Raw genomic sequence first — 25082 nt, forward strand, 5'->3', positions numbered from 1 at the left:
TTTCGCATTTTTCTTCAGGTCATCTGCGTTTTACGCAACGCCATGAAATCGAGCAGACCCCCGGTCAGGATCCCGGCAATAGCCAGCAGGGCGCCAGCGTCCAGCAGAAGCGCTTCGAACGGGAGTGCCAGTGACGTGCTGGCGTTAATAATCAACACCACAAGCCAGAGTGCCAGAGCAACGCAGCCCACCATTAACAGACGTAACGCAAAACGGTAGGCGGTATGATATTCGGTGCGCGGCATAAAGTGTTCGGTCCGCTGCGTATATTCCAGCGTCTGACGGCAGACCAGCAGCAATAAAATTCCCGGCACGGCAGCCACGACAGAGAAGAGATAAAACGTTGGCCAGCCGTGGGCTTCCACGAACCAGCCCGCAATCGGTCCAACGTACACGCGACCCACGGCAGAGAGCGCCGAGAGCAACGCAAACTGCGTAGCGGAAAATGATTTATTGCAAAGCGTCATCAACAGGGCAACAAATGCCGCGGTGCCCATGCCGCCGCAGAGGTTCTCGAAGAACACCGCCGCGGCCATGCTGATCATATGTTTATCGGTAATCGACAGCAGCCAGTAGCCCGCGTTAGAGGCTCCCTGAAGGATGCCGAAAATCAGCAGTGCGCGAAACAGGGTCAGGCGCTGCATCAGCACGCCGCCATACAGCGCGCCCACAATCGTCGCAAACAGTCCCAGCGTTTTGTTTACCACACCCACTTCACCGGCATCAAAACCGACACCGCGTATCAGGAAGGTGGTGGTCAGGCTCATGGCGAACGCATCCCCCAGCTTATAAAGGACGATGAGCAGCAGGATCAGCCAGGCATTGTTGCGACCAAAAAAGTCGCGCAGCGGTTCGGCCACGGCCTGCTCCAGCGAGCGGGGGACCGGAATGACATCGCTCGGTTCGGGAGCAAAGATCGTCGCGATAATGCACGGGATAAGCAGGGCGGCCATCAGCCAGTACATACCCTGCCAGCCGAGGTAACGGTCAGCCAGCCACAGTGCCAGTCCCCCGGAGACCAGCATCCCGAGGCGATAGCCCAGCACGCTGATCGCGGCACCGGCGCCGCGCTCTTCCGCAGGCAAAACGTCCGTCTTCCAGGCGTCAAAGACAATATCCTGGGAGGCGGAACAGAAGGCAATCACGACCGCAAGTGCGGCCATCCAGCGAAGCTGTGTGGTCGGCTCAAGAAAACCCATCGCCGCAATGGCCAGCAGCAGCAAGACTTGCGTCATCACTAACCAGCCGCGACGACGTCCCAGGAAAGGTGGCGTGTAGCGATCCATGACCGGAGACCACAGGAACTTAAAGACATAGGCCTGACCGACAAGCGAGAAGAAACCGATGGTTTTGAGATCGATATTTTCGACCGTCATCCACGCCTGAAGCGTGCCGGAGGTGAGCGCGAGAGGTAAACCCGAGGCAAAGCCGAGGATCAGCAGAATCGCTGATTTCGGTTGCTGGAAAATGCGTAAGTAATGGCTGGACATGTTCTTATGAACTGACCCGGTGAAGCACCGGGTCAGTCGGCAGGATTAACGTGCGTTCTGCTTGATGAAGTCGTGGATGCTGGTGTCCTGCGCCATGTCGGAAATGGTATCCGTCAGCACGCTGTTAACCGCATCAGCAATATTTTTATTCGATGCCTGGAACGCGCCTTCGACAGAGTAGCTCGCACGGTAGTTTTTGGTCATCTTATTACCGTTTTTCGCGGTAGCAATGATGGCGATATCCGCTTTGGTCGCGATGTTGTAACGCACGTTGCCCTGAGACACGTCTGCGTACAGGTTGTTAACGATGATCTGCAGATCAACCGCACCGCTTGGGCCAATCATATAGCCGCGAGCGGTCATTTGCTTCTCAAGCACTTCCTGCAGCAGGAAACGCAGGTCGCGGGACGCGGTCAGGGTTACCTGCTGGTTATCGCGGGTCACTTTTGCCAGAGCCTGGTCCTGACGCTGATCGGCACCGTTAATGCTCACGGTGACGCCCATCAGGCTTGGATCCTGCTGAGGCAGCGTAATTTTTGGTGAGACATCAATGGTGGTAGGCGGGGTTGCACAGCCTGCCAGCATAAAAAGGGCTACCAACGGAAAGAAGAGTTTTTTTAACATTTTCGGGTTCTCAACGAATCGTAAGCATATAAAGAGAAAAATTGCCGTCATCATAACATCGCCAACGGCGAGGGGAAGTGGTCAACGCATGTAAATTCATCGCCTTGTCCGAAAACTGACCAGCTTACCCAATTTCCCCTCTCGCGAATGATGAAAGGTATGAGTCTCGCAGTGAACTTCATTCGTTTGAATGAGAAAATCAGACGAAAGCTAAATATTTGTTGTCAAGGTGTAATGGAAACGGTAAAAGCGGCTAACATTTAAAGGGATGGGTGACATCCTGGCGTTGTCGGAGGAGTAATTTCATGATGATACGTGAGCAGATAGAAGATAAATTAAGGGCAGCGTTCAACCCTGTGTTCCTCGAAGTCGTCGACGAGAGCTATCGTCATAACGTGCCGGCAGGTTCTGAAAGCCACTTTAAAGTGGTTCTGGTTAGCGATCGCTTCACGGGAGAACGTTTCCTGAACCGACACCGCTTGATCTACAGCACCTTGACGGAAGAACTCTCCACCACCGTGCATGCGCTGGCACTGCATACCTATACCATTAAGGAATGGGAAGGCTTGCAGGATACGGTTTTCGCATCACCGCCGTGTCGCGGTGCAGGCACCATCGCCTGATAAATCGGATTTGCAACGGCTGGAGTTTTTCCAGTATGTTGCTTACAGATTTCCTCAAAACGGCCTCCGGGCCGTTTTGTTTTGTCTGAGTTTTGATCGGATGGAGCGATTTTAAGGCTAAAAATAGCCTTAAAGTGTGAAAAAAGCCGCAGCAACATGCCCCAACCGTTCTCGACTCACCTAAGTGATGCCGCTATAATGCCGCGTCTTATTGAATGTCTTCGGGATGATTCTGGCGACAGGGAATGTGAATCTGCACTAAGAGAGCATCCCGGTATAACAGACAGATTCAGAGTTGACCGAGCACTGTGATTTTTTTGAGGTAACAAGATGCAAGTTTCAGTTGAAACCACTCAAGGCCTTGGCCGCCGTGTAACGATTACTATCGCTGCTGACAGCATCGAAACTGCTGTGAAAAGCGAGCTGGTCAACGTAGCAAAAAAAGTACGTATTGACGGCTTCCGTAAGGGCAAAGTTCCAATGAATGTTGTTGCTCAGCGTTATGGCGCCTCTGTGCGTCAGGATGTGCTGGGTGAACTGATGAGCCGCAACTTTATTGATGCGATCATCAAAGAAAAAATCAATCCGGCCGGCGCGCCAAACTACGTTCCAGGCGAATACAAACTGGGCGAAGACTTCACTTACTCCGTCGAGTTCGAAGTGTACCCGGAAGTTGAGCTGAAAGGTCTGGAATCTATCGAAGTTGAAAAACCGATTGTCTCTGTGACTGACGAAGATGTTGACGGCATGCTGGACACCCTGCGCAAGCAGCAGGCGAACTGGAAAGAGAAAGAAGGCGCTGTTGACGCGGAAGACCGTGTGACCATCGACTTCACCGGTTCTGTAGACGGCGAAGAGTTCGAAGGCGGCAAAGCGTCTGACTTCGTACTGGCAATGGGCCAGGGTCGTATGATCCCAGGCTTCGAAGACGGTATCAAAGGCCACAAGGCTGGCGAAGAGTTCACTATCGACGTGACCTTCCCTGAAGAATACCACGCTGAAAACCTGAAAGGTAAAGCAGCGAAGTTCGTGATCAACCTGAAGAAAGTGGAAGAGCGCGAACTGCCAGAACTGACTGAAGAATTCATCAAGCGTTTCGGCGTGGAAGATGGTTCAGTTGCTGGCCTGCGTACCGAAGTGCGTAAAAACATGGAGCGCGAGCTGAACGGTGCTGTGCGTAACCGTGTGAAATCTCAGGCGATTGAAGGTCTGGTGAAAGCGAACGACATCGACGTTCCTGCAGCCCTGATCGACAGCGAAATCGACGTGCTGCGCCGTCAGGCTGCACAGCGTTTCGGTGGCAACCAGCAGCAAGCGATGGAACTGCCACGCGAGCTGTTTGAAGAGCAAGCGAAACGTCGCGTTGTTGTTGGCCTGCTGCTGGGCGAAGTGATTCGTACCCACGAGCTGAAAGCTGACGAAGAGCGCGTGAAAGGCCTGATCGAAGAGATGGCTTCCGCATACGAAGATCCATCAGAAGTGATCGAGTTCTACGGTAAGAACAAAGAGCTGATGGACAACATGCGCAACGTCGCACTGGAAGAGCAGGCTGTTGAAGCGGTTCTGGCGAAAGCGAAAGTGACCGAAAAAGCGACCTCTTTCAACGAACTGATGAACCAGCAGGCGTAATAACGCCCTAACGGTTTAAAGTTTGACCAAAAAACCCGTTGCCCTCCGGCGACGGGTTTTTTTTATCGCAGCTTTAGTCCTGGAAGGGTGCTAAAACGCCCTTTCAGTGTTAGCGTTACAACAAAAGGTTGTTATGCTTGAAATAGGGCGTGGCGAACCCCATAAGTATGTAATCACGATGATTGAGACTGGCTGATAATCCGTCCATAAGGTTACAATCAGTACAGCAGGTGTTTTCAATTTTGAACCAGGAGACGGAAATGTCATACAGTGGCGAACGAGATAACTTTGCACCCCATATGGCGCTGGTGCCAATGGTTATTGAACAGACCTCACGTGGTGAGCGTTCTTTCGATATCTATTCCCGTCTGCTCAAGGAACGCGTTATCTTTCTGACCGGCCAGGTAGAAGACCATATGGCTAACCTGATCGTAGCGCAGATGCTGTTCCTGGAAGCGGAAAACCCGGAAAAAGACATTTACCTGTACATCAACTCGCCAGGCGGTGTGATTACGGCGGGTATGTCCATTTATGACACCATGCAATTCATCAAGCCAGATGTCAGCACGATCTGTATGGGTCAGGCTGCATCCATGGGTGCCTTCCTGTTAACCGCAGGGGCGAAAGGTAAGCGTTTCTGCCTGCCTAACTCCCGTGTGATGATTCACCAGCCGCTGGGTGGTTACCAGGGGCAGGCGACGGATATCGAAATCCACGCCCGCGAAATTCTGAAAGTAAAAGCGCGCATGAATGAACTTATGGCGCAGCATACAGGTCAATCTCTCGAGCAGATCGAGCGCGATACCGAGCGCGATCGCTTCCTCTCTGCTCCAGAGGCAGTTGAGTACGGCTTAGTCGACTCCGTATTGACCCATCGTAATTGATGCCCGCGACGCGAGTGTGCCGCTATACTAAGGTAGGGCGGCACGCTGCTTTAAGCAGTACGCGTCTTAGAATGGCATTTGCGTCGTCATGTGCGGCACAAAGAACTTAAAAAGAGGTTTGGACTCATGACAGATAAACGCAAAGATGGTTCGGGCAAACTGCTGTACTGCTCTTTTTGCGGCAAAAGCCAGCATGAAGTGCGTAAACTGATTGCCGGGCCGTCCGTGTATATCTGCGACGAATGTGTTGATTTATGTAACGACATCATTCGCGAAGAGATTAAAGAAGTTGCGCCGCACCGTGAGCGTAGCGCATTGCCAACGCCGCATGAAATTCGTCATCACCTTGACGACTATGTCATCGGACAAGAGCAGGCGAAGAAAGTGCTGGCGGTAGCGGTATATAACCACTACAAACGTCTGCGTAACGGCGACACCAGTAATGGCGTAGAACTGGGTAAAAGTAACATCCTGCTGATCGGACCGACGGGTTCCGGAAAAACGTTGCTGGCGGAAACCCTGGCGCGCCTGCTGGATGTTCCGTTTACCATGGCCGATGCCACAACCCTGACCGAAGCCGGTTATGTGGGTGAAGACGTTGAGAACATCATTCAGAAACTGCTGCAGAAGTGCGATTACGACGTACAGAAAGCACAGCGCGGCATTGTTTATATTGATGAGATCGACAAGATCTCCCGTAAATCAGACAACCCGTCCATCACCCGCGACGTGTCGGGTGAAGGCGTGCAGCAGGCGCTGCTGAAGCTGATCGAAGGTACGGTTGCCGCCGTTCCACCGCAGGGGGGCCGTAAGCATCCTCAGCAGGAGTTCCTGCAGGTTGATACTTCCAAGATCCTGTTCATCTGTGGCGGTGCGTTTGCCGGTCTGGATAAAGTCATTTCCCACCGTGTTGAAACCGGCTCCGGCATTGGTTTCGGCGCGACGGTAAAAGCCTCGTCCGAAAAACCGAACGAAGGTGAACTGCTGTCGCAGGTTGAACCTGAAGATCTGATCAAATTCGGTCTGATTCCTGAGTTCATTGGCCGTCTGCCCGTTGTGGCAACGCTGAATGAGCTGAGTGAAGAGGCGCTGATTCAGATCCTGAAAGAGCCGAAAAATGCGCTGACCAAGCAGTACCAGGCGCTGTTCAATCTGGAAGGGGTTGACCTGGAATTCCGTGACGAAGCGCTTGATGCGATTGCTAAGAAAGCGATGATCCGTAAAACCGGTGCGCGTGGTCTGCGTTCAATCGTTGAAGCGGCGCTGCTCGACACCATGTACGATCTGCCGTCGATGGAAGATGTTGAGAAAGTGGTTATCGACGAGTCCGTAATCAGCGGCCAAACCAAGCCGCTGCTGATTTACGGTAAACCGGAAGCCCAGCAGGCATCTGGCGAATAATTCACCAAATCATACAAGCAGTTAATTAAAAAGGGGGGATTTTATCTCCCCTTTACTTTTTCCGTATTCATAGCGTTGAATGTGTGGGAAACATCCCCATATACTGGATACATGTTAATGGTTATGTGAAGTACAGTGACATGACCAGCTTACCTGGCGGACACTAAACTAAGAGAGAGCTCTATGAATCCTGAGCGTTCTGAACGCATTGAAATCCCCGTATTGCCGTTGCGCGATGTGGTGGTTTATCCGCACATGGTCATACCCTTGTTTGTAGGGCGGGAAAAATCTATCCGTTGCCTCGAAGCCGCCATGGATCATGATAAAAAAATCATGCTGGTGGCACAGAAAGAAGCATCGACGGATGAGCCGGGTGTAAACGATCTTTTCACCGTCGGGACCGTGGCCTCTATTTTGCAGATGCTGAAGCTGCCTGACGGCACCGTGAAGGTACTGGTCGAAGGGCTGCAGCGTGCGCGTATTACCACTCTGTCAGATGACGGCGAACACTTCTCTGCCAAGGCAGAGTACCTTGATTCGCCTGAGCTTGATGAGCGCGAGCAGGAAGTGCTGGTGCGCACCGCAATTAGCCAGTTTGAAGGCTATATCAAGCTGAATAAAAAAATTCCACCAGAAGTGCTGACGTCGCTCAACAGCATCGACGATCCTGCGCGTCTGGCGGACACCATCGCAGCACACATGCCGCTGAAGCTGGCTGACAAACAGTCCGTGCTGGAAATGTCCGACGTTAACGAACGTCTGGAATACCTGATGGCGATGATGGAGTCTGAAATCGATCTGCTGCAGGTTGAGAAACGTATTCGCAACCGCGTCAAAAAGCAGATGGAGAAATCTCAGCGTGAGTACTATCTGAATGAGCAAATGAAAGCGATTCAGAAAGAGCTCGGCGAGATGGACGACGCGCCGGATGAAAACGAAGCGCTGAAGCGCAAAATCGACGCGGCGAAGATGCCGAAAGAGGCGAAAGAGAAAGCCGAAGCAGAACTGCAGAAGCTGAAAATGATGTCTCCAATGTCGGCTGAAGCAACCGTCGTACGCGGCTACATTGAGTGGATGGTGCAGGTTCCGTGGAACGCCCGCAGCAAGGTCAAAAAAGACCTGCGTCAGGCGCAGGAGATCCTGGATACCGACCACTACGGCCTGGAACGCGTGAAAGACCGCATTCTTGAGTACCTCGCGGTACAAAGCCGTGTAAACAAAATCAAAGGCCCAATTCTGTGTCTGGTAGGACCGCCGGGGGTGGGTAAAACCTCTCTGGGACAGTCCATCGCCAAAGCGACCGGACGTAAGTATATCCGTATGGCGCTGGGTGGCGTACGCGATGAAGCGGAAATCCGCGGTCACCGTCGTACCTACATCGGTTCTATGCCGGGTAAACTGATCCAGAAGATGGCGAAAGTGGGCGTTAAAAACCCGCTGTTCCTGCTTGATGAGATCGACAAAATGTCTTCGGACATGCGTGGCGATCCGGCCTCTGCGCTGCTGGAAGTGCTTGATCCAGAACAGAACGTGGCGTTCAGCGATCACTACCTGGAAGTGGACTACGACCTGAGCGATGTGATGTTCGTGGCAACCTCCAACTCCATGAACATACCGGCCCCGCTGCTGGACCGTATGGAAGTGATCCGCCTCTCCGGTTACACCGAAGACGAGAAGCTGAATATCGCGAAACAGCACCTGCTGCCGAAACAGATTGAGCGTAACGCACTGAAAGCCAACGAACTGACCGTCGAGGACAGCGCGATTATCGGCATCATTCGCTATTACACCCGTGAAGCGGGCGTGCGTAGCCTTGAGCGTGAAATCTCTAAACTGTGCCGCAAGGCGGTGAAACAGCTGCTGCTGGATAAGAGTCTGAAACACATTGTGATCAACGGCGACAATCTGCATGCCTACCTGGGCGTTCAGCGCTTTGACTATGGTCGTGCGGATAACGAAAACCGCGTAGGCCAGGTGACCGGTCTGGCATGGACGGAAGTGGGCGGCGATCTGCTGACCATCGAAACCGCCTGTGTACCGGGTAAAGGCAAGCTGACCTACACCGGCTCGCTGGGTGAAGTGATGCAGGAGTCCATTCAGGCGGCGCTGACCGTGGTGCGTGCGCGTGCGGAAAAACTGGGTATTAACTCGGATTTCTACGAAAAACGCGACATCCACGTTCACGTCCCGGAAGGGGCGACGCCGAAAGATGGTCCAAGCGCGGGTATTGCCATGTGTACGGCGCTGGTCTCCTGTCTGACAGGCAACCCGGTACGCGCTGATGTGGCAATGACCGGTGAAATCACCCTGCGTGGTCAGGTTCTGCCTATCGGCGGGTTAAAAGAAAAACTGCTGGCGGCACACCGTGGTGGGATCAAAACCGTATTGATTCCTTACGAGAATAAACGCGATCTGGAAGAGATTCCGGACAACGTAATTGCCGATCTGCAGATTCATCCTGTTAAGCGAATTGAGGAAGTTCTTACTCTCGCATTGCAGAATGAGCCGTCCGGAATGCAGGTTGTAACCGCAAAATAGTGACCTCGCGCAAAGAGCGTCAATAAAAACAAGGCTGGTAAGGCATTTCGCACTTGCCAGCCTTTTTTTGTATAGCTAATTTAGATTGCTGATTAGGTCAGCCATCAACAACGGGTGTTGTAAGGTCATGGCAGGCCTGATATAACTGCTGCGCGGTCGCGTTGTGAAGGACTCAGGCGCGATATAAATTATAAAGAGAGGAAGAGAACAGTGAATAAATCTCAACTGATTGACAAAATTGCTGCTGGTGCTGATATTTCTAAAGCTGCAGCTGGACGTGCGTTAGATGCATTAATTGCTTCTGTTACTGAATCTCTGCAGGCTGGAGACGACGTTGCACTGGTAGGCTTCGGTACTTTTGCTGTTAAAGAGCGTGCTGCCCGTACTGGCCGCAACCCTCAGACCGGTAAAGAGATCACCATTGCTGCTGCTAAAGTGCCGGGTTTCCGTGCAGGTAAAGCGCTGAAAGACGCAGTAAATTGATTGCTTTCCCGTTTCAGGGAAGCCGGAAAGTACAAGGGCGCATCATTTGATGTGCCTTTTTTGTTTGTCCAGACCTGATTTGTGCGAGTTTATGCGAGTTGTGGGCTGACAATCGCCCCGTTTTCTTGTCACAATACGCCTTTACGCGCGACGGGCAGGATTTTCCGTCAGCGTCAGGTAACCAGTCACCTACAGCGGAGTGTTGTTACACCATGATGGACAGCTTACGCACGGCTGCTAACAGTCTCGTGCTCAAGATTATTTTCGGTATCATTATCGTGTCGTTCATATTGACCGGCGTGAGCAGTTACCTTATTGGCGGTGGCGCGAACTATGCCGCAAAAGTGAATGGCCAGGAGATCAGCCGTGGTCAGTTCGAGAATGCTTTTGCCGGTGAACGTAACCGTATGCAGCAACAGCTGGGCGACCAATTCTCTGAACTGGCGGCGAATGAAGGGTATATGAAGACCCTGCGCCAACAGACGCTGAACCGTCTTATCGACGAAGCGTTACTGGATCAGTATGCCAAAAAGCTGGGTCTTGGCATCAGCGATGAGCAGGTGAAAAAAGCGATCTTCGCCACTCAGGCCTTCCAGTCAAACGGTAAATTCGACAACGCACGTTACAATAGCATCGTCAACCAGATGGGTATGACGGCTGACCAATACGCTCAGGCGTTGCGTAACCAACTGACAACTCAGCAGCTTATCAATGCCGTTGTGGGCACCGATTTCATGCTCAAAGGTGAGACGGAAGAGCTGGCCGCGCTGGTGGCGCAGCAGCGCGTTGTCCGTGAAGCGACCATTGATGTTAACGCCCTGGCGGCCAAACAGCAGGTCAGCGACGCGGAACTGAACGCCTGGTACGAGCAGAACAAAAATACCTTCGTTTCTCCAGAGCAGTTCCGCGTGAGCTACATCAAGCTGGATGCTGCCGGGCTGCAGGAAACGGCGTCTGATACAGAAATTCAGTCTTACTACGATCAGCATCAGGATCAGTTCACTCAGCCGCAGCGTAAACGCTACAGCGTGATTCAGACTAAAACCGAGGCTGACGCCAAAGCGGTACTGGATGAGCTGAATAAAGGGGCTGATTTCGCCACCCTCGCGAAAGCAAAATCCACCGATATTATCTCTGCCAAAAACGGCGGTGATATGGGCTGGCTGGAAGACGCAACCACGCCGGACGAACTGAAAAATGCGGGTCTGAAAGAGAAAGGCCAGCTTTCTGGTGTCATTAAGTCTTCCGTTGGTTTCCTGGTCGCGCGTCTGGACGACATCACCGCGGCGAAAACCAAGCCGCTGGCTGACGTTCGTGATGATATCGCGGCGAAAGTGAAACAGGAAAAAGCGCTGGATGCCTACTACGCACTTCAACAGAAGGTGAGCGATGCCGCCAGCAACGACAACGAATCGCTGGCGGGTGCAGAGCAGGCTGCTGGGGTGAAAGCGGTTGAGACGGGCTGGTTTGGTCGTGATAACCTGCCGGAAGAGCTGAACTTTAAACCGGTTTCAGACGCCATCTTTAACGGTGGTCTGGTGGGCGAGAACGGCACGCCAGGCAGCAACTCTGACATCATTACCGTCGACGGTGACCGTGCGTTCGTGCTGCGCGTCAGCGAGCACAAGCCGGAAGCGGTCAAACCGCTGGCAGAAGTGAAGGATCAGGTTGCCGCTCAGGTTAAGCACAACAAAGCGGAACAGCAGGCGAAACTGGATGCTGAGAAGATTCTGGCTGATCTGAAAGCGGGCAAAGGCGATGCGCTGAAAGCAGCAGGCCTGAGCTTCGGTGAAGCGAAAACGCTGAGCCGTACCGGTCAGGACCCCATCAGCCAGGCTGCGTTTGGCCTGACTCTGCCTGCGAAGGACAAACCAAGCTTCGGCACCACCACCGATATGCAGGGTAACGTTGTTCTGCTGGCGCTGGACGAAGTAAAAGCCGGTACCCTGCCAGAAGCGCAGAAGAAGGCGATGGTTCAGGGCATTACCCAGAACAATGCTCAGATTGCTTTCGAAGCCATGATGAGCAACCTGCGTAAAGACGCCAAAATCAAGCTGGGCGATGTGATGACTCAGCAGCAATAATTACGTCTCTGCTCGCAGATTTTCGTAACGCTCTGCAAAAACTAAAGGCCGCTTTCGCGGCCTTTTCCATTTCTGCAATCTGCTGTTTGTAGCTGTTTTTCCGGGCGGCTATCGTGATGTGGCTGTCAACAAACAAGGAGAAAACAGCATGAAATGTGGAATCAAATCACTGTTAATTGCGCTGGCTATTGCCACCACCGGGATGACCACGAGTGCGCTGGCCGCGACGCCCGCAGCCAAAGCACAGACGGTACAGAGCAAGTCTGACGCCTCAGCGTCAGTGCAAGGGCAATCCAAAGCGGCTGATGTCGGTAAAACGGCTGATGATGACGGTACGCGGGTCAGTATCAATTCGGCCTCTGCGGAAGATCTCGCCCGCGCAATGAACGGTGTCGGCCTGAAAAAAGCCCAGGCCATCGTCAGCTACCGCGAAGAGTATGGTCCTTTCAAAACTGTTGACGACCTCAAACAGGTGCCGGGCATGGGCAGCGCGCTGGTGGAACGTAACCTCTCACACCTGACGTTGTAATCTCACAATTACTTGCACTGCGGCGATAATTTGCCAGGATAAAGAGGTCATACCAGTTATGACCTCTTTATCCTATAACAACAGTAAAGGCTATTGCGCTATGCAGACAAAAATCAAAGTACGCGGTTACCACCTTGATGTTTACCAGCACGTTAATAACGCCCGCTATCTTGAGTTCCTTGAGGAAGCGCGCTGGGACGGGCTGGAAAACAGCGAAAGCTTTCAATGGTTGACCGCGCATAACATCGCGTTCGTGGTCGTCAATATCAACATCAATTACCGCCGCCCGGCCGTGCTGGGCGATGTGCTCACGGTGACCAGCCAGGTGCAACAGCTCAATGGCAAGAGCGGTGTATTAAGCCAGGTGGTGACGCTCGATCCAGAAGGGCAGGTGGTGGCTGATGCACTGATTACCTTTGTCTGTATCGATCTGAAAACCCAGAAAGCGCTGCCGCTGGAAGGGGCGTTGCGGGAGAAGCTGGAGTTGATGATCGTTTAGAAATTTTGTCTTTTATAAAAGACAAAACGTTTTTCCAGGGATAGAATCATGGACAGGGACTACGTTGTTGAACGCTACCGTACCCGTGACGGAAAAGTGCCGTTTGAGGAGTGGGTAGCGAAGCTGAAGCGAAAGGATCCGGAATCAGTGTTTCGGATTCTTTTGCGAATTGACCGTGCAGAGAAAGGGAACTTCGGCGATTACCGGTATCTCAGAGAAGGTATCTGGGAATTGAAAATTGATTATGGTCCCGGATATCGAATCTATTTTGCTGTACAACATCGGGAGATTTTATTGTTGCTGATTGGGGGTGACAAAAAGAGTCAAAAGTCCGATGTGAAACTGGCAATAGATTACTGGAATGATCATCAAAAGGAGAAATCCGATGAGCAAAAGCGAACGAAAATTCTCTAGCTCCGTCAGTCACGATGAAGCCGTCGTAAAAATGCTTCGCGAAAACCCTTCCTACGCTCAGCTATATCTGCAGGTTGCGTTGGATGAGATTTATGAAGACCAGGGAATCCCTGCATACCTAATTGCGCTAAGACGTGTTATCGAATCCCGCGGTGGCATAGGTGAAATTGCTGCCAAATCCGGTCTGTCCCGCCAACAGTTATACCGAACCTTATCTGACAACGGTAACCCAACGCTGACGACGCTAATGAAAGTGACTCGTGCTGCCGGCGTAAAACTGTTCGACAGCACGGTTAAGTAGCGTTATTTAAGCCCGGTCTTTTGCTTCATTGCGGCCATCACGCCGACTTTATCGGCCAGATAGTGGTTCAGCCCGTTAGCGCGAAGATTACAGGCCGCGCACTGGCCGCAACCGTCGCCTTTGATGCCGTTATAGCAGGTGAGGGTTTCACTGCGAACCAGATCCAGCTTGCCCCAGTAGTCTGCCAGGGCCCAGGTTTCGGCTTTATCCAGCCACATCAACGGCGTCTCAAAGCGCGTCTCTTTCGCCATGCCCAGATTGACGGCGTGGTTTAATGCTTTCACGAATTCGTCACGGCAGTCAGGGTAGCCGGAGAAGTCTGTTTCGCATACGCCGGTGATTACCGCTTCGGCTTTCACCTGGTAGGCGTAGATCGCCGTCAGGGTCAGAAACAGAATATTGCGGCCCGGTACGAAGGTATTCGGAATGCCGCTGGCATCGGGTTCATAATCCGGTACAGGAATGCTGTCGCGGGTGAGGCTACTGACAGCCAGTTCATTTAACAGCGTAACGTCCAGCACCTTGTGCGCGCGTGCCCCCAGTTTGAGGGCCAGTTCACGGGCAACGTCGATTTCAGCGCGGTGGCGCTGACCATAATCGAAGGTCACACAGTGAACTTCATCATACTGATGAAGGGCCTGAACCAGGCAAGTAGTAGAGTCTTGTCCTCCGCTGAACACGACGACGGCACGTTTCATAAATCATCTCAACAGTTACGGTAAAAACGTTATGTTACCGCCTGGCTACGGCGGCGACCAGCTTCTTCACGATTTGGGGGCAGGCAGCCAGGCTTCGGTAAAATCAAACCAGCCGCGGGTGTTAAGGCGTATCCCGTTTACGCCTGGCGGCGCGCTGATTTGATACTGATAATTAAAGAGCGGCGTCAACACCGCATCCTCCATTAAGCGGCTGAAAATGGCTTGCAGCCCCGCGTGCCGGTCCCGGGACTCGGCTTGGGCCTGCACCGCATCCAGCGTGGCTTGCAAATGGGCGTAAGCCGGTGCGCTTAACACATGCGGCCAAAGCGCATCACAGCGGAGCCACTGCTCAAGCGTATACGCTGGCGCTTCGCCAATCAGCTTATCTCCCATCATGATGTCTGCATCGGCAAGCTGCTGGCATCCATCCCACGTCTTCGCGTCGTGAAAGATGACGGTCAATTCACAACCCTGCAGGGCGAGGTACTCCTTCAGCTGGCTGGCCATGGTGTGAAGCTCAACGGGCAGATGATAAACCAGCGTCAACGCCTCAGGGAGGGCAATGTCCGTCAAATCAGGCCATTCCGGGATTGTCCAGCCGGGAAGCAGTTCATGAGTTGGCGTGATGAGCCCTTCGTTGAGCGGAAGCGTGTGCAGAAGCCTGGAGAGATGAATGATATTAATCAGCCGCTTTGCCTGGATCTCACTCAGCCGCGCGCTCTGTTTCAGCGTGAGATAACAGAAGCCCAGGCTGGTGCTGCTGCTCACCAGCCGCAGGCTTTCGAGCTCATCGGCCTCGCCAATGGCGATTTGCACCGGGTGGCGACAGCTGGTACCCAGCCTGTAATCAAAAAGCTGGGGAGTGATCCAGTACTCGATGGCCTTAAGCAGCGGATGACTCAGGTGGTACTGCTCATGGCTTTCCAGGCGTACCAGGTCGGGCTCGAAGAGAGTCAGCCGGAAGGGACCACTGCCGACGACCGGGCGATCGGGATGCGCCAGACGGCTACAGTAGGTTGCCAGCCTGTGCGCCAGCCAGTAGTCCGGTTGATGTAAAACAAACGTCAGACATTGCGGATGTGTGGTTTCGACAGACAAGACGCTCTGAAAAAGCGTGCGCATGATGGGTTGTGCTAACAACGCCGTCAGGCTTCGCTGGAGTTGCGCCGTTTCTATTTTATCGCCGTCATGCCAGTGCAGCGTGGAGCGAATATAGAAATGCCAGCGCAGCCCGTCAGCAGAGACCTCCCAGTGATGCGCCAGATCGCCGGTGGGTTCACTGCTGTTACCGTTAAATCGCGTCAAGCCTGAGAACACCTGTCCTGCCAGATGTTGTTCGGCCCGGCCCGGTAAAAATCCCGGCTGAAGCGGCTCCAGCGAGCGATAGTAGGGGATGCGCAGCGTCGGCGTGTCGTTTTGCCATTGCCCACCCAAAAACGGATGCAGTAACGAACGCAGCTCGTCAGGCGCAAGCTGGGCCAGCTCAAGCGCGTTATGCTGCTGTCCGCTCTTCAGCGCTTCTTCCATCATCATATTGCGCAGCGACTCCGGGGTAGCATGGAACGTCAGTTCGCCGCGCTTGCCGCGACCAGACTGCGCGCGCCAGCTCAGCCAGCCCGCCTCCTGAGCCTGACGCAGCAGCGTTCGGACATGCCGCTCGCTACAAAAACAGCGGGCTGCCAGCTCGCTGATAGTGACCTGCTGCGTCGCACCTTCGGACGGCTGCCATAAACGGTGATACTGGTTAAGACGGTTAAGCTGACGCATAGAAACCCGGAACAATAATTATCATCTATTCACTATTACTTCCGTATATCTCACCTGATACTGATGCACAAGCTAATCGCATCACATTTCAGGAGTCATCATGGCCCGCCTCGCTGCATTTGATATGGACGGCACGCTGTTAATGCCGGATCACCGTCTGGGAGAGAAAACGCTGAGTGCCCTGAAGCGTCTGCGCGAGCGAGATGTCACTCTGACATTTGCCACCGGCCGCCATGTTCTGGAGATGCGCCATTTACTGGGCGCGTTTTCTCTTGATGCTTTTCTGATCACCGGAAACGGAACGCGCATTCACACCGTCGAAGGGGAGGTACTGCACCGTCAGGATCTTAACCCGGAAGTGGCGGATATCGTCCTGCACAGCACCTGGGACACACAGGCCAGTGTCCACGTTTTTAACGATCAAGGCTGGTTTACCGGAAGCGAAATCCCCGAGTTACTGCATGCGCATGTCTATAGCGGTTTTAAATATCAGCTTATCGATCTGCGCCGGATCCCCGCCCACGCGGTGACCAAGATCTGCTTCTGTGGCGATCACGACGATCTGCGACGCCTGCGCATCCAGTTAAATGAGGCGCTCGGCAACCGGGCGCATCTGACCTTCTCGGCGGTAGATTGTCTGGAAGTATTACCCGTGGGCTGTAACAAAGGTTCCGCCCTGGCGGTACTGAGCGACCATCTGGGCTTAACGCTGCAGGATTGTATGGCATTTGGCGACGCCATGAATGACCGAGAGATGCTGGGCAGCGTGGGGCGCGGTTTGATTATGGGGAATGCGATGCCGCAGTTGATTGCCGAGCTTCCTCATCTGCCCGTTATCGGACACTGCGGTAACGAAGCGGTGTCCCATTTTTTGACTCATTGGCTGGACAACAACAACCTCCCTTATTCCCCCGAATAGCGAGCGCCTTCCAGCAAGCCAGACGTCGGTCTGGCTTTTTTTTATTTCAGCAACTGCGCAATCTGCACTTTCCACGGCGTGATGTCGCCGATGTTAGCCTGTACCCATTCTGCATTGTAGTAGGTCTCAAGGTAGCGCTCGCCGCTGTCGCACAGCAGCGTGACGATGGAGCCGGTACGCCCTTCCTCACGCATGCGTGCCGCCAGCTGCAGTGCGCCCCACATATTGGTGCCTGTCGATGCCCCGACTTTGCGGCCAAGCTGGGTTTCCAGCCAGTGTGCGGTTGCCACGCTGGCGGCATCCGGCACGCGAAGCATTTCATCCACCACATCCGGGATGAATGACGGTTCTACGCGCGGGCGGCCAATTCCTTCAATTTTACTGCCTGACGGGCTGCGAAGATCGGCATCGCGGCTCTGCCAGTAGTCGAGGAACACCGAGTTTTGCGGGTCAACCACCATCAGTTGGGTATCGTAGCCCTGACAGCGAATGTAGCGTCCTATGGTGGCTGAGGTACCACCGGTACCGGCGCTCATCACAATGTACGACGGCACGGGGTGCGGCTCGTGGGTCATCTGGCGGAAAATACTGTCAGCGATGTTGTTATTGCCGCGCCAGTCCGTTGCGCGTTCGGCGAAGGTAAACTGGTCCATATAGTGGCCGTTGAGCTCACGGGCCAGCATTTCAGAGGCGGCGTAGATTTCGCAGGCACTCTCAACGAAGTGGCAGCGACCGCCGTAAAATTCGATCTGCTCGATTTTGCGTTTTGCAGTGCAGGAGGGCATCACCGCGATAAACGGCAGGCCCAGCAGGCGGGCAAAATAGGCTTCGGACACGGCGGTTGAACCGGACGAGGATTCAATAATGGGAGTGCCTTCTTTGATCCAGCCGTTACATAAACCGTATAAAAACAGTGAGCGCGCCAGGCGATGCTTCAGGCTGCCGGTCGGATGGGTGCTTTCATCCTTCAGATAGAGCTGAATACCGTCAAATCCCGGCAGGGAAAGGCGGATCAGGTGGGTATCCGCCGAACGCTGGTAGTCGGCATTGATTTCGCTGATGGCATGTTTAACCCAAGTGCTATTCATCGTAATTATCCGTTTGTCATTTTGTGCCCAGCATAGCGAAAAGCACAGAAAAAATTGTTGCTATCTGGCCTTTAAAATAGAATGAAGGGAGAAAAATTTTCTCTGTGAGGTGGGTATGCTAGATAAAATTGACCGTAAGCTCCTTTCCTTGCTGCAAAGTGACTGTACCCTCTCTTTGCAGGCGCTGGCAGATGCCGTTAATCTGACCACCACACCGTGCTGGAAGCGCCTTAAGAAGCTCGAAGATGATGGCATTTTGCTGGGGCGCGTCGCGCTGCTCGATCCCGAAAAACTGGGGCTTGGGTTGACGGCATTTGTGCTGATTAAAACCCAGCACCACAGCAGCGAGTGGTATTGCCGCTTTGTTACTCAGGTATCTGAGATGCCCGAGGTGCTCGGTTTCTGGCGAATGGCCGGCGAGTACGATTACCTGATGCGCGTCCAGGTGGCAGACATGAAGCGCTATGATGACTTCTACAAGCGGCTGGTGAACAGCGTCCCGGGCTTATCAGACGTTACCTCAAGCTTCGCCATGGAACAGATTAAGTACACCACAGCCTTACCCATTGAATAACTTCGTAAAAAACCTTCAGGAACAAACCGCGTGCGATTATTTGCCCAATTAAGCTGGTACTTTCGTCGGGAGTGGCAACGCTACCTCGGTGCAGTGGCCCTGCTTATTATCATTGCCATTCTGCAGCTGATCCCGCCGAAAGTGGTGGGGTACGTCGTGGATGGCGTCACCGAACAGCATTACACCACCGCACGGGTGTTGATGTGGGTCGGCACGCTGGTGCTGACGGCCGTCATTGTTTATCTCCTGCGCTACGTCTGGCGCGTGCTGCTGTTTGGTGCGTCCTATCAGTTGGCCGTTGAGCTGCGTGAAGATTTTTACCGCCAGCTGAGCCGACAGCATCCCGAATTTTATCTGCGCCATCGCACCGGGGACCTCATCGCCCGTGCCACGAACGATGTCGATCGCGTGGTCTTCGCCGCCGGAGAAGGGGTATTAACGCTGGTGGACTCGCTGGTGATGGGCTGTGCGGTATTGATTGTCATGTCCACGCAGATCAGCTGGCAGTTGACCCTTCTGGCGCTGCTGCCGATGCCGCTGATGGCATTGGCGATCAATCGCTACGGCGAACAGCTGCACGAGCGCTTCAAACTGGCGCAGGCGGCATTTTCGTCTCTGAACGATCGCACCCAGGAGAGCATGACCAGCATTCGCATGATCAAAGCCTTTGGTCTGGAGGACCGGCAGTCCGCGCTGTTTGCCGCCGATGCGGCAGACACGGGGGCGAAGAACATGCGCGTCGCGCGCATTGACGCCCGTTTTGACCCGACAATCTATGTTGCGATTGGCATGGCCAACCTGCTGGCTATCGGAGGCGGTAGCTGGATGGTGGTACAGGGGACGTTAACCCTGGGACAATTGACCAGTTTTGCGATGTATCTCGGGCTGATGATCTGGCCGATGCTGGCTTTAGCCTGGATGTTCAACATTGTGGAGCGGGGCAGCGCCGCCTACAGCCGCATTCGCGCCATGCTGGCCGAAGCGCCGGTGGTGACTGACGGCAGCGAAGCGGTCCCGGAAGGGCGTGGCGTAATGAAGGTCGACGTCCGTCAATTTGTCTATCCGCAGACGGCGCATCCGGTACTGGAGAACGTCAGCTTTACGCTTCAGCCCGGCCAGATGTTGGGTATTTGTGGTCCGACGGGGGCCGGAAAAAGTACCGTCCTCTCTCTGCTCCAGCGCCACTTTGACGTCACAGAAGGGGATATTCGTTTCCATGATATTCCCCTGAAGAACCTGCTGCTGGATGAGTGGCGTGGCCGCCTGGCGGTGGTCAGCCAGACGCCGTTTTTATTTTCGGACACCGTGGCGAATAACATCGCCCTCGGATGCCCTGCGGCGACGCAGGAGGAGATCGAGCATGTGGCGCGTTTAGCCAGCGTACATGATGATATTTTGCGTCTGCCGCAGGGGTACGAAACGGAAGTCGGGGAGCGTGGCGTCATGCTGTCCGGCGGGCAGAAACAGCGTATTTCGATTGCCCGTGCGCTGCTGCTGAATGCCGAAATCCTGATCCTGGATGATGCGCTCTCCGCTGTGGATGGCCGTACCGAGCACCAGATCCTGCATAACCTGCGTCAGTGGGGGGACGGTCGCACGGTGATTATCAGCGCTCACCGTTTGTCGGCGCTGACCGAAGCCAGCGAAATTCTGGTATTGCAGCACGGGCACATTGCCCAGCGCGGGCAGCATGAAAATCTTGTTGAGCAACCGGGCTGGTATCGCGATATGTATCGCTATCAACAGCTTGAAGCGGCGCTGGACGATGCCCCCGAACAGAATGAGGAGGCCGCTAATGCGTAAGCTCGGAACGATGTGGCCGACGCTCAAACGTCTGCTGGCCTACGGCTCGCCGTGGCGTAAACCGCTGTCCGTGGCCGTGCTTTTACTCTGGATAGCGGCGATTGCAGAAGTGAGCGGGCCGCTGCTCATCAGTTACTTTATCGACAATATGGTCGCCAAAAGCTACCTGCCCCTGGGGCTGGTGGCGGGTTTAGGCGTCGCTTACGTTGGGTTACAGCTGACGGCTGCAGGGCTGCACTATGCGCAGTCGCTGCTGTTTAACCGCGCAGCCGTTGGTGTCGTTCAGCAGCTGCGTACGGATGTAATGGACGCCGCGCTTCGCCAGCCGCTCAGCGAGTTTGATATTCAGCCGGTCGGGCAGGTTATCTCCCGGGTAACCAACGATACCGAGGTGATCCGCGATCTGTACGTCACCGTGGTGGCGACGGTGCTCCGCAGCGCGGCGCTGATTGGTGCGATGCTGGTGGCAATGTTCAGTCTCGACTGGCGCATGGCGCTGGTGGCGATCACGATCTTCCCGGCGGTGCTGATCGTCATGGTCATCTACCAGCGCTACAGCACGCCAATCGTGCGTCGTGTACGAGCCTATCTGGCCGACATCAACGATGGCTTCAACGAAGTTATCAACGGCATGAGCGTTATCCAGCAGTTCCGCCAGCAGGCGCGCTTTGGTGAACGGATGGGCGAAGCCAGCCGCTCGCACTATATGGCACGCATGCAGACGCTGCGGCTTGACGGTTTTCTGCTGCGTCCGCTGCTGAGCCTTTTCTCTGCGCTGGTGCTTTGCGGTCTCCTGATGCTGTTTGGGCTGAGCGCTAACGGTACGATTGAAGTGGGGGTGCTGTACGCCTTTATTAGCTATCTGGGGCGCCTTAACGAACCGCTGATCGAACTCACCACCCAGCAATCTATGCTGCAACAGGCGGTGGTCGCCGGTGAGCGTGTGTTCGAGCTGATGGACCGGCCGCGACAGGCCTACGGCAACGATGAACGGCCTTTGCAAAGCGGTGCCATTGATTTTGATAATGTCTCGTTTGCCTATCGCGAAGACCGGCTGGTGTTGCAGGATATCTCACTTGATGTTCCGTCGCGTGGTTTCGTGGCGCTGGTGGGCCATACGGGAAGCGGTAAGAGCACCCTCGCCAGCCTGTTAATGGGTTACTACCCGGTTACGCACGGTGAAATCCGGATCGACGGACGTCCGCTCGCGTCTCTTAGCCACAACGTGTTGCGTAAAGGCGTCGCGATGGTGCAGCAGGATCCGGTCGTCCTGGCCGATACCTTCTATGCGAACGTGACCCTGGGGCGGGACTACACGCAGGAGCAGGTCTGGGAGGTACTGGAAAAAGTGCAGCTGGCGGATCTGGCGCGCGGGTTTAGTGAGGGGATCAATACGAAGCTGGGCGAGCAGGGGAACAATCTCTCCGTCGGGCAAAAACAGCTCCTCGCCCTGGCGCGGGTGCTGATTGAAACGCCGCAGGTTCTGATTCTGGATGAAGCGACAGCCAGTATTGACTCCGGTACCGAGCAGGCCATCCAGCAGGCGTTGTCCGCCGTGCGTGACCATACGACGCTGGTGGTGATTGCCCACCGTCTTTCCACCATCGTTGATGCCGATACCATTCTGGTGCTACATCGCGGCCAGGCCGTTGAACGGGGTACGCACCGTGAACTGCTGGAAGCCAAGGGACGTTACTGGCAGATGTATCAGCTTCAGCTGGCAGGCGAAGAGCTGGCGGCCAGCGTGCGTGAGGAAGAATCGCTGAGCGCCTGATGCACCAAAATGAGGCGACGCGCTAACAGTCATTCCTGTTGGTGCAAAACGGAAACGCACCCTGCACCGGCATGGTGCGTTTTTTTTCACCGGTTCGTTTATCAAGGCCGTGTAGCGCTCTTTGCACCGCAGTTCCTTCTGGTTTTCATTTCTGGCACACCCCTTGCAATACCTTCTGCGTAAGCTGCGGCCATTACCGAATTCTGACTGGAGGGGATCTATGAAGCTGGTTACGGTTGTAATCAAACCATTCAAACTCGAAGACGTGCGTGAAGCGTTGTCTTCCATGGGTATTCAGGGACTGACTGTCACCGAAGTGAAAGGCTTTGGTCGTCAGAAGGGTCATGCCGAGCTTTACCGCGGGGCGGAATACAGCGTTAACTTTCTGCCAAAAGTAAAAATTGATGTCGCGATTGCTGACGATCAGCTTGATGAAGTCATTGATGTCATTAGCAAAGCGGCCTACACAGGCAAAATTGGCGACGGCAAAATTTTCGTTGCCGAACTGCAGCGCGTCATTCGCATTCGTACCGGCGAATCTGACGAAGCGGCACTGTAAGTAACTCCTGGCACACAGTGATAGGGATCGAGAAAATGAAGATAGCAACACTTAAAACGGGTCTGGGTTCGCTGGCACTGCTGCCGGGCCTCGCGCTGGCTGCCCCTGCGGTGGCAGATAAAGCCGATAACGCCTTTATGATGATCAGCACCGCGCTGGTGCTGTTCATGTCAATTCCGGGGATTGCCCTGTTCTACGGCGGTCTGATCCGTGGCAAAAACGTTCTCTCCATGCTGACCCAGGTAGCCGTGACCTTCGCACTGGTCTGCGTGCTGTGGGTGGTTTACGGTTACTCGCTGGCCTTTGGCACCGGCAACGCCTTCTTCGGTAACTTTGACTGGGTGATGCTGAAAAATATTGAGCTGACCGCGCTGATGGGCAGTTTCTACCAGTATATTCACGTTGCGTTCCAGGGCTCGTTCGCCTGCATCACCGTCGGGCTGATTGTAGGCGCGCTGGCCGAGCGTATTCGTTTCTCTGCCGTTCTGATCTTTGTGGTGGTCTGGCTGACGCTCTCCTATGTGCCGATTGCGCACATGGTCTGGGGCGGCGGTCTGCTGGCAACGCACGGCGCGCTGGACTTCGCGGGCGGTACCGTCGTACATATCAACGCCGCGGTAGCGGGTCTGGTTGGCGCATACCTGATTGGCAAACGCGTGGGCTTCGGTAAAGAAGCGTTCAAACCGCACAACCTGCCGATGGTCTTTACCGGTACCGCGATCCTCTACTTTGGCTGGTTTGGCTTCAACGCCGGGTCTGCAAGCGCAGCAAACGAAATCGCCGCGCTGGCCTTCGTGAACACCGTCGTGGCCACAGCCGGTGCGATCCTCTCCTGGGTCTTCGGTGAGTGGGCGGTGCGCGGTAAACCTTCCCTGCTGGGTGCCTGTTCTGGCGCAATCGCGGGCCTGGTCGGTATCACGCCTGCCTGTGGTTATGTGGGTGTCGGTGGTGCGCTGCTGGTAGGTTTGGTTGCAGGTCTTGCAGGTCTGTGGGGCGTTACGGCACTGAAACGCGTGCTGCGCGTTGATGACCCTTGCGATGTATTTGGTGTGCACGGTGTGTGCGGCATCGTCGGCTGTATCATGACCGGTATCTTCGCCGCGAAATCGCTGGGTGGCGTGGGCTATGCAGAAGGTGTCACTATGGTTCATCAAGTACTGGTGCAGCTGGAAAGTATTGCTATCACCGTGGTGTGGTCTGCCGTTGTCGCTTTTATTGGCTACAAGCTGGCGGACATGACTGTGGGTCTGCGCGTACCGGAAGAGCAGGAGCGCGAAGGTCTGGATGTGAACAGCCACGGTGAGAATGCGTATAATGCTTGAGTAGAGTCCATTGCCCGGTGGCGCTGCGCTTACCGGGCCTACGGATTGTGCTTTTGTAGGCCGGGTAAGGCGAAGCCGCCACCCGGCTTTTTTATGTCAACCGCGATTACGCATTACTCCTTCCTGCACCGTTGAAGCGACCAGCACGCCGTCCTGCGTATAAAACTCTCCACGCACAAACCCGCGAGCGCTCGATGCCGACGTACTCTCCACGCTGTAAAGCAGCCACTCATTCATGTTGAAGGGACGGTGGAACCACATGGAGTGGTCGATGGTCGCGACCTGCATCCCTTTTTCGAGGAACCCGACGCCGTGCGGCTGCAGCGCCACCGGCAGAAAGTTAAAATCTGACGCATACCCGAGCAGATACTGATGCACGCGGAAATCTTCCGGCACGGTACCGTTGGCGCGGATCCAGACCTGACGTTTCGGCTCGGCGGTGTGACCCTTCATCGGGTTATGGAACTCGACGGGGCGGATCTCCAGCGGTTTATCGCACAGAAATTTCTCTTTGACCTGTGGCGGAAGCAAATGCGCCAGCGCACGGGCGATATCGGTCTCTGATTTGAGCGTGTCTGGCGACGGTGCCGGCGGCATCGTTTTCTGATGCTCGTATCCCGGTTCCGGTGCCTGGAACGAGGCGGTCATATAGAAGATGGGCTTACCGTTCTGAATGGCCGCCACGCGGCGGGCACTGAAACTATTACCGTCACGCAGAACTTCAACATCATACACAATCGGTTTTGCGCTATCGCCAGGGCGTAAGAAATAGCTGTGGAACGAATGCACCAGACGGTCTGCCGGGACGGTCTCCTTTGCCGCGTACAGCGCTTGTCCAACGACTTGCCCACCGAAGACCTGGCGCAAGCCTAAATCTTCACTCTGTCCGCGAAAGAGTCCTTCCTCAATTTTTTCCAGATTCAGTAATGTCAGCAGATTGTTCAGTGCCTGACTCATAGTTGTCCTCAATAAACGCCGTAGCGAAAGATAGGCAGAGTATAACGCAGAAATGTAAGTGGTCCGATGGGTAGAATAATCTTAATATCGGCACGTTTTCAGGCATTAATCGGTGATCTGTG

At 54.4% G+C, this 25082-nt stretch carries 23 protein-coding genes; 17 read left to right on the forward strand and 6 right to left on the reverse strand.

The window, feature by feature from the left end; genetic code table 11:
• Positions 1-14: 14 nt before the first annotated feature.
• Together ampG and ABFI50_RS14065 are read right to left on the reverse strand one after the other, a co-directional pair.
• Positions 15-1490 (reverse strand): muropeptide MFS transporter AmpG, encoded by a 1476-nt coding sequence (gene ampG, locus ABFI50_RS14060; protein ID WP_023332233.1) that lies wholly within the window; start codon positions 1488-1490, stop codon positions 15-17.
• Between the two features lie 45 nt (positions 1491-1535).
• On the reverse strand, positions 1536-2114 hold the full coding sequence (locus ABFI50_RS14065) for a lipoprotein (RefSeq protein WP_014882772.1): 579 nt from the start codon (positions 2112-2114) through the stop codon (positions 1536-1538).
• Positions 2115-2419: 305 nt separating this feature from the next.
• On the opposite strand from ABFI50_RS14065, the gene bolA reads away from it, so the two are divergent.
• The 11 genes from bolA to ABFI50_RS14120 all read left to right on the forward strand — a co-directional run bounded on the left by bolA (position 2420) and on the right by ABFI50_RS14120 (position 13499).
• Positions 2420-2737 (forward strand): transcriptional regulator BolA, encoded by a 318-nt coding sequence (bolA, locus tag ABFI50_RS14070; protein WP_013095855.1) that lies wholly within the window; start codon positions 2420-2422, stop codon positions 2735-2737.
• Positions 2738-3067: 330 nt separating this feature from the next.
• Positions 3068-4366: a trigger factor gene (gene tig / locus ABFI50_RS14075; protein WP_014882773.1), complete on the forward strand. Its 1299-nt coding sequence runs from the start codon at positions 3068-3070 to the stop codon at positions 4364-4366.
• A gap of 260 nt (positions 4367-4626) precedes the next feature.
• The gene (gene clpP / locus ABFI50_RS14080) at positions 4627-5250 is read left to right on the forward strand and encodes an ATP-dependent Clp endopeptidase proteolytic subunit ClpP (RefSeq protein WP_014069126.1); all 624 of its coding nucleotides are present in this window, start codon (positions 4627-4629) and stop codon (positions 5248-5250) included.
• A gap of 126 nt (positions 5251-5376) precedes the next feature.
• Positions 5377-6651 carry an ATP-dependent protease ATP-binding subunit ClpX gene (gene clpX / locus ABFI50_RS14085; protein WP_014882774.1) on the forward strand — a complete coding sequence of 425 codons (1275 nt, stop codon included), beginning with the start codon at positions 5377-5379 and terminating at the stop codon, positions 6649-6651.
• 183 nt (positions 6652-6834) lie between these two features.
• Positions 6835-9189 (forward strand): endopeptidase La, encoded by a 2355-nt coding sequence (gene lon / locus ABFI50_RS14090; protein WP_347484318.1) that lies wholly within the window; start codon positions 6835-6837, stop codon positions 9187-9189.
• Between the two features lie 210 nt (positions 9190-9399).
• On the forward strand, positions 9400-9672 hold the full coding sequence (gene hupB, locus ABFI50_RS14095; protein ID WP_002444653.1) for a nucleoid-associated protein HU-beta: 273 nt from the start codon (positions 9400-9402) through the stop codon (positions 9670-9672).
• A 212-nt stretch (positions 9673-9884) separates the two neighbouring features.
• A complete protein-coding gene (gene ppiD / locus ABFI50_RS14100; protein ID WP_347484322.1) occupies positions 9885-11756 on the forward strand; it encodes a peptidylprolyl isomerase in 1872 nt (623 codons plus the stop codon).
• 148 nt (positions 11757-11904) lie between these two features.
• Positions 11905-12285, forward strand: a complete 381-nt coding sequence (locus ABFI50_RS14105) for a helix-hairpin-helix domain-containing protein (protein WP_347484324.1) — start codon at positions 11905-11907, stop codon at positions 12283-12285.
• Between the two features lie 100 nt (positions 12286-12385).
• Positions 12386-12784 (forward strand): YbgC/FadM family acyl-CoA thioesterase, encoded by a 399-nt coding sequence (locus ABFI50_RS14110; protein ID WP_014882778.1) that lies wholly within the window; start codon positions 12386-12388, stop codon positions 12782-12784.
• Between the two features lie 48 nt (positions 12785-12832).
• Complete coding sequence (locus ABFI50_RS14115; RefSeq protein ID WP_347484327.1) at positions 12833-13198, forward strand: type II toxin-antitoxin system RelE/ParE family toxin; 366 nt, start codon at positions 12833-12835, stop codon at positions 13196-13198.
• Positions 13170-13499 (forward strand): addiction module antidote protein, encoded by a 330-nt coding sequence (locus ABFI50_RS14120; protein WP_014882780.1) that lies wholly within the window; start codon positions 13170-13172, stop codon positions 13497-13499. Before ABFI50_RS14115 ends, ABFI50_RS14120 begins: the two co-directional genes overlap by 29 nt.
• Positions 13500-13501: 2 nt before the next feature.
• Here the strand turns inward: ABFI50_RS14120 and queC are convergent, their stop codons facing one another.
• Positions 13502-14197 carry a 7-cyano-7-deazaguanine synthase QueC gene (gene queC, locus ABFI50_RS14125; protein WP_023332238.1) on the reverse strand — a complete coding sequence of 232 codons (696 nt, stop codon included), beginning with the start codon at positions 14195-14197 and terminating at the stop codon, positions 13502-13504.
• Positions 14198-14263: 66 nt separating this feature from the next.
• Positions 14264-15964: an SgrR family transcriptional regulator gene (locus ABFI50_RS14130; protein WP_045269158.1), complete on the reverse strand. Its 1701-nt coding sequence runs from the start codon at positions 15962-15964 to the stop codon at positions 14264-14266.
• 100 nt (positions 15965-16064) lie between these two features.
• On the opposite strand from ABFI50_RS14130, the gene cof reads away from it, so the two are divergent.
• Entirely contained in the window at positions 16065-16883 is an 819-nt protein-coding gene (gene cof, locus ABFI50_RS14135; RefSeq protein ID WP_014882783.1) for an HMP-PP phosphatase, read from the forward strand.
• Positions 16884-16924: 41 nt separating this feature from the next.
• On the opposite strand, the gene ABFI50_RS14140 is transcribed toward cof, so the two are convergent.
• Positions 16925-17971, reverse strand: a complete 1047-nt coding sequence (locus ABFI50_RS14140) for a PLP-dependent cysteine synthase family protein (protein ID WP_045134719.1) — start codon at positions 17969-17971, stop codon at positions 16925-16927.
• Positions 17972-18086: 115 nt separating this feature from the next.
• On the opposite strand from ABFI50_RS14140, the gene ABFI50_RS14145 reads away from it, so the two are divergent.
• From ABFI50_RS14145 to amtB, 5 genes are all read left to right on the forward strand, one after another.
• Entirely contained in the window at positions 18087-18545 is a 459-nt protein-coding gene (locus ABFI50_RS14145; RefSeq protein WP_008503307.1) for an Lrp/AsnC family transcriptional regulator, read from the forward strand.
• A 30-nt stretch (positions 18546-18575) separates the two neighbouring features.
• Complete coding sequence (locus tag ABFI50_RS14150) at positions 18576-20348, forward strand: SmdA family multidrug ABC transporter permease/ATP-binding protein (RefSeq protein WP_045134720.1); 1773 nt, start codon at positions 18576-18578, stop codon at positions 20346-20348.
• Entirely contained in the window at positions 20341-22122 is a 1782-nt protein-coding gene (locus tag ABFI50_RS14155; protein ID WP_014882786.1) for a SmdB family multidrug efflux ABC transporter permease/ATP-binding protein, read from the forward strand. The genes ABFI50_RS14150 and ABFI50_RS14155 overlap by 8 nt, the downstream gene beginning before the upstream one ends.
• A 220-nt stretch (positions 22123-22342) precedes the next feature.
• Positions 22343-22681, forward strand: coding sequence for a P-II family nitrogen regulator (gene glnK / locus ABFI50_RS14160; protein WP_008503304.1), 339 nt, complete (start codon positions 22343-22345; stop codon positions 22679-22681).
• Between the two features lie 35 nt (positions 22682-22716).
• A complete protein-coding gene (gene amtB, locus ABFI50_RS14165; RefSeq protein ID WP_014882787.1) occupies positions 22717-24003 on the forward strand; it encodes an ammonium transporter AmtB in 1287 nt (428 codons plus the stop codon).
• A 96-nt stretch (positions 24004-24099) separates the two neighbouring features.
• On the opposite strand, the gene tesB is transcribed toward amtB, so the two are convergent.
• Positions 24100-24960 carry an acyl-CoA thioesterase II gene (tesB, locus tag ABFI50_RS14170; protein WP_014882788.1) on the reverse strand — a complete coding sequence of 287 codons (861 nt, stop codon included), beginning with the start codon at positions 24958-24960 and terminating at the stop codon, positions 24100-24102.
• Between the last annotated feature and the right edge of the window lie 122 nt (positions 24961-25082).

This window comes from Enterobacter sp. HNDS-6, from assembly GCF_039850505.1.
GTDB lineage: Bacteria > Pseudomonadota > Gammaproteobacteria > Enterobacterales > Enterobacteriaceae > Enterobacter > Enterobacter kobei.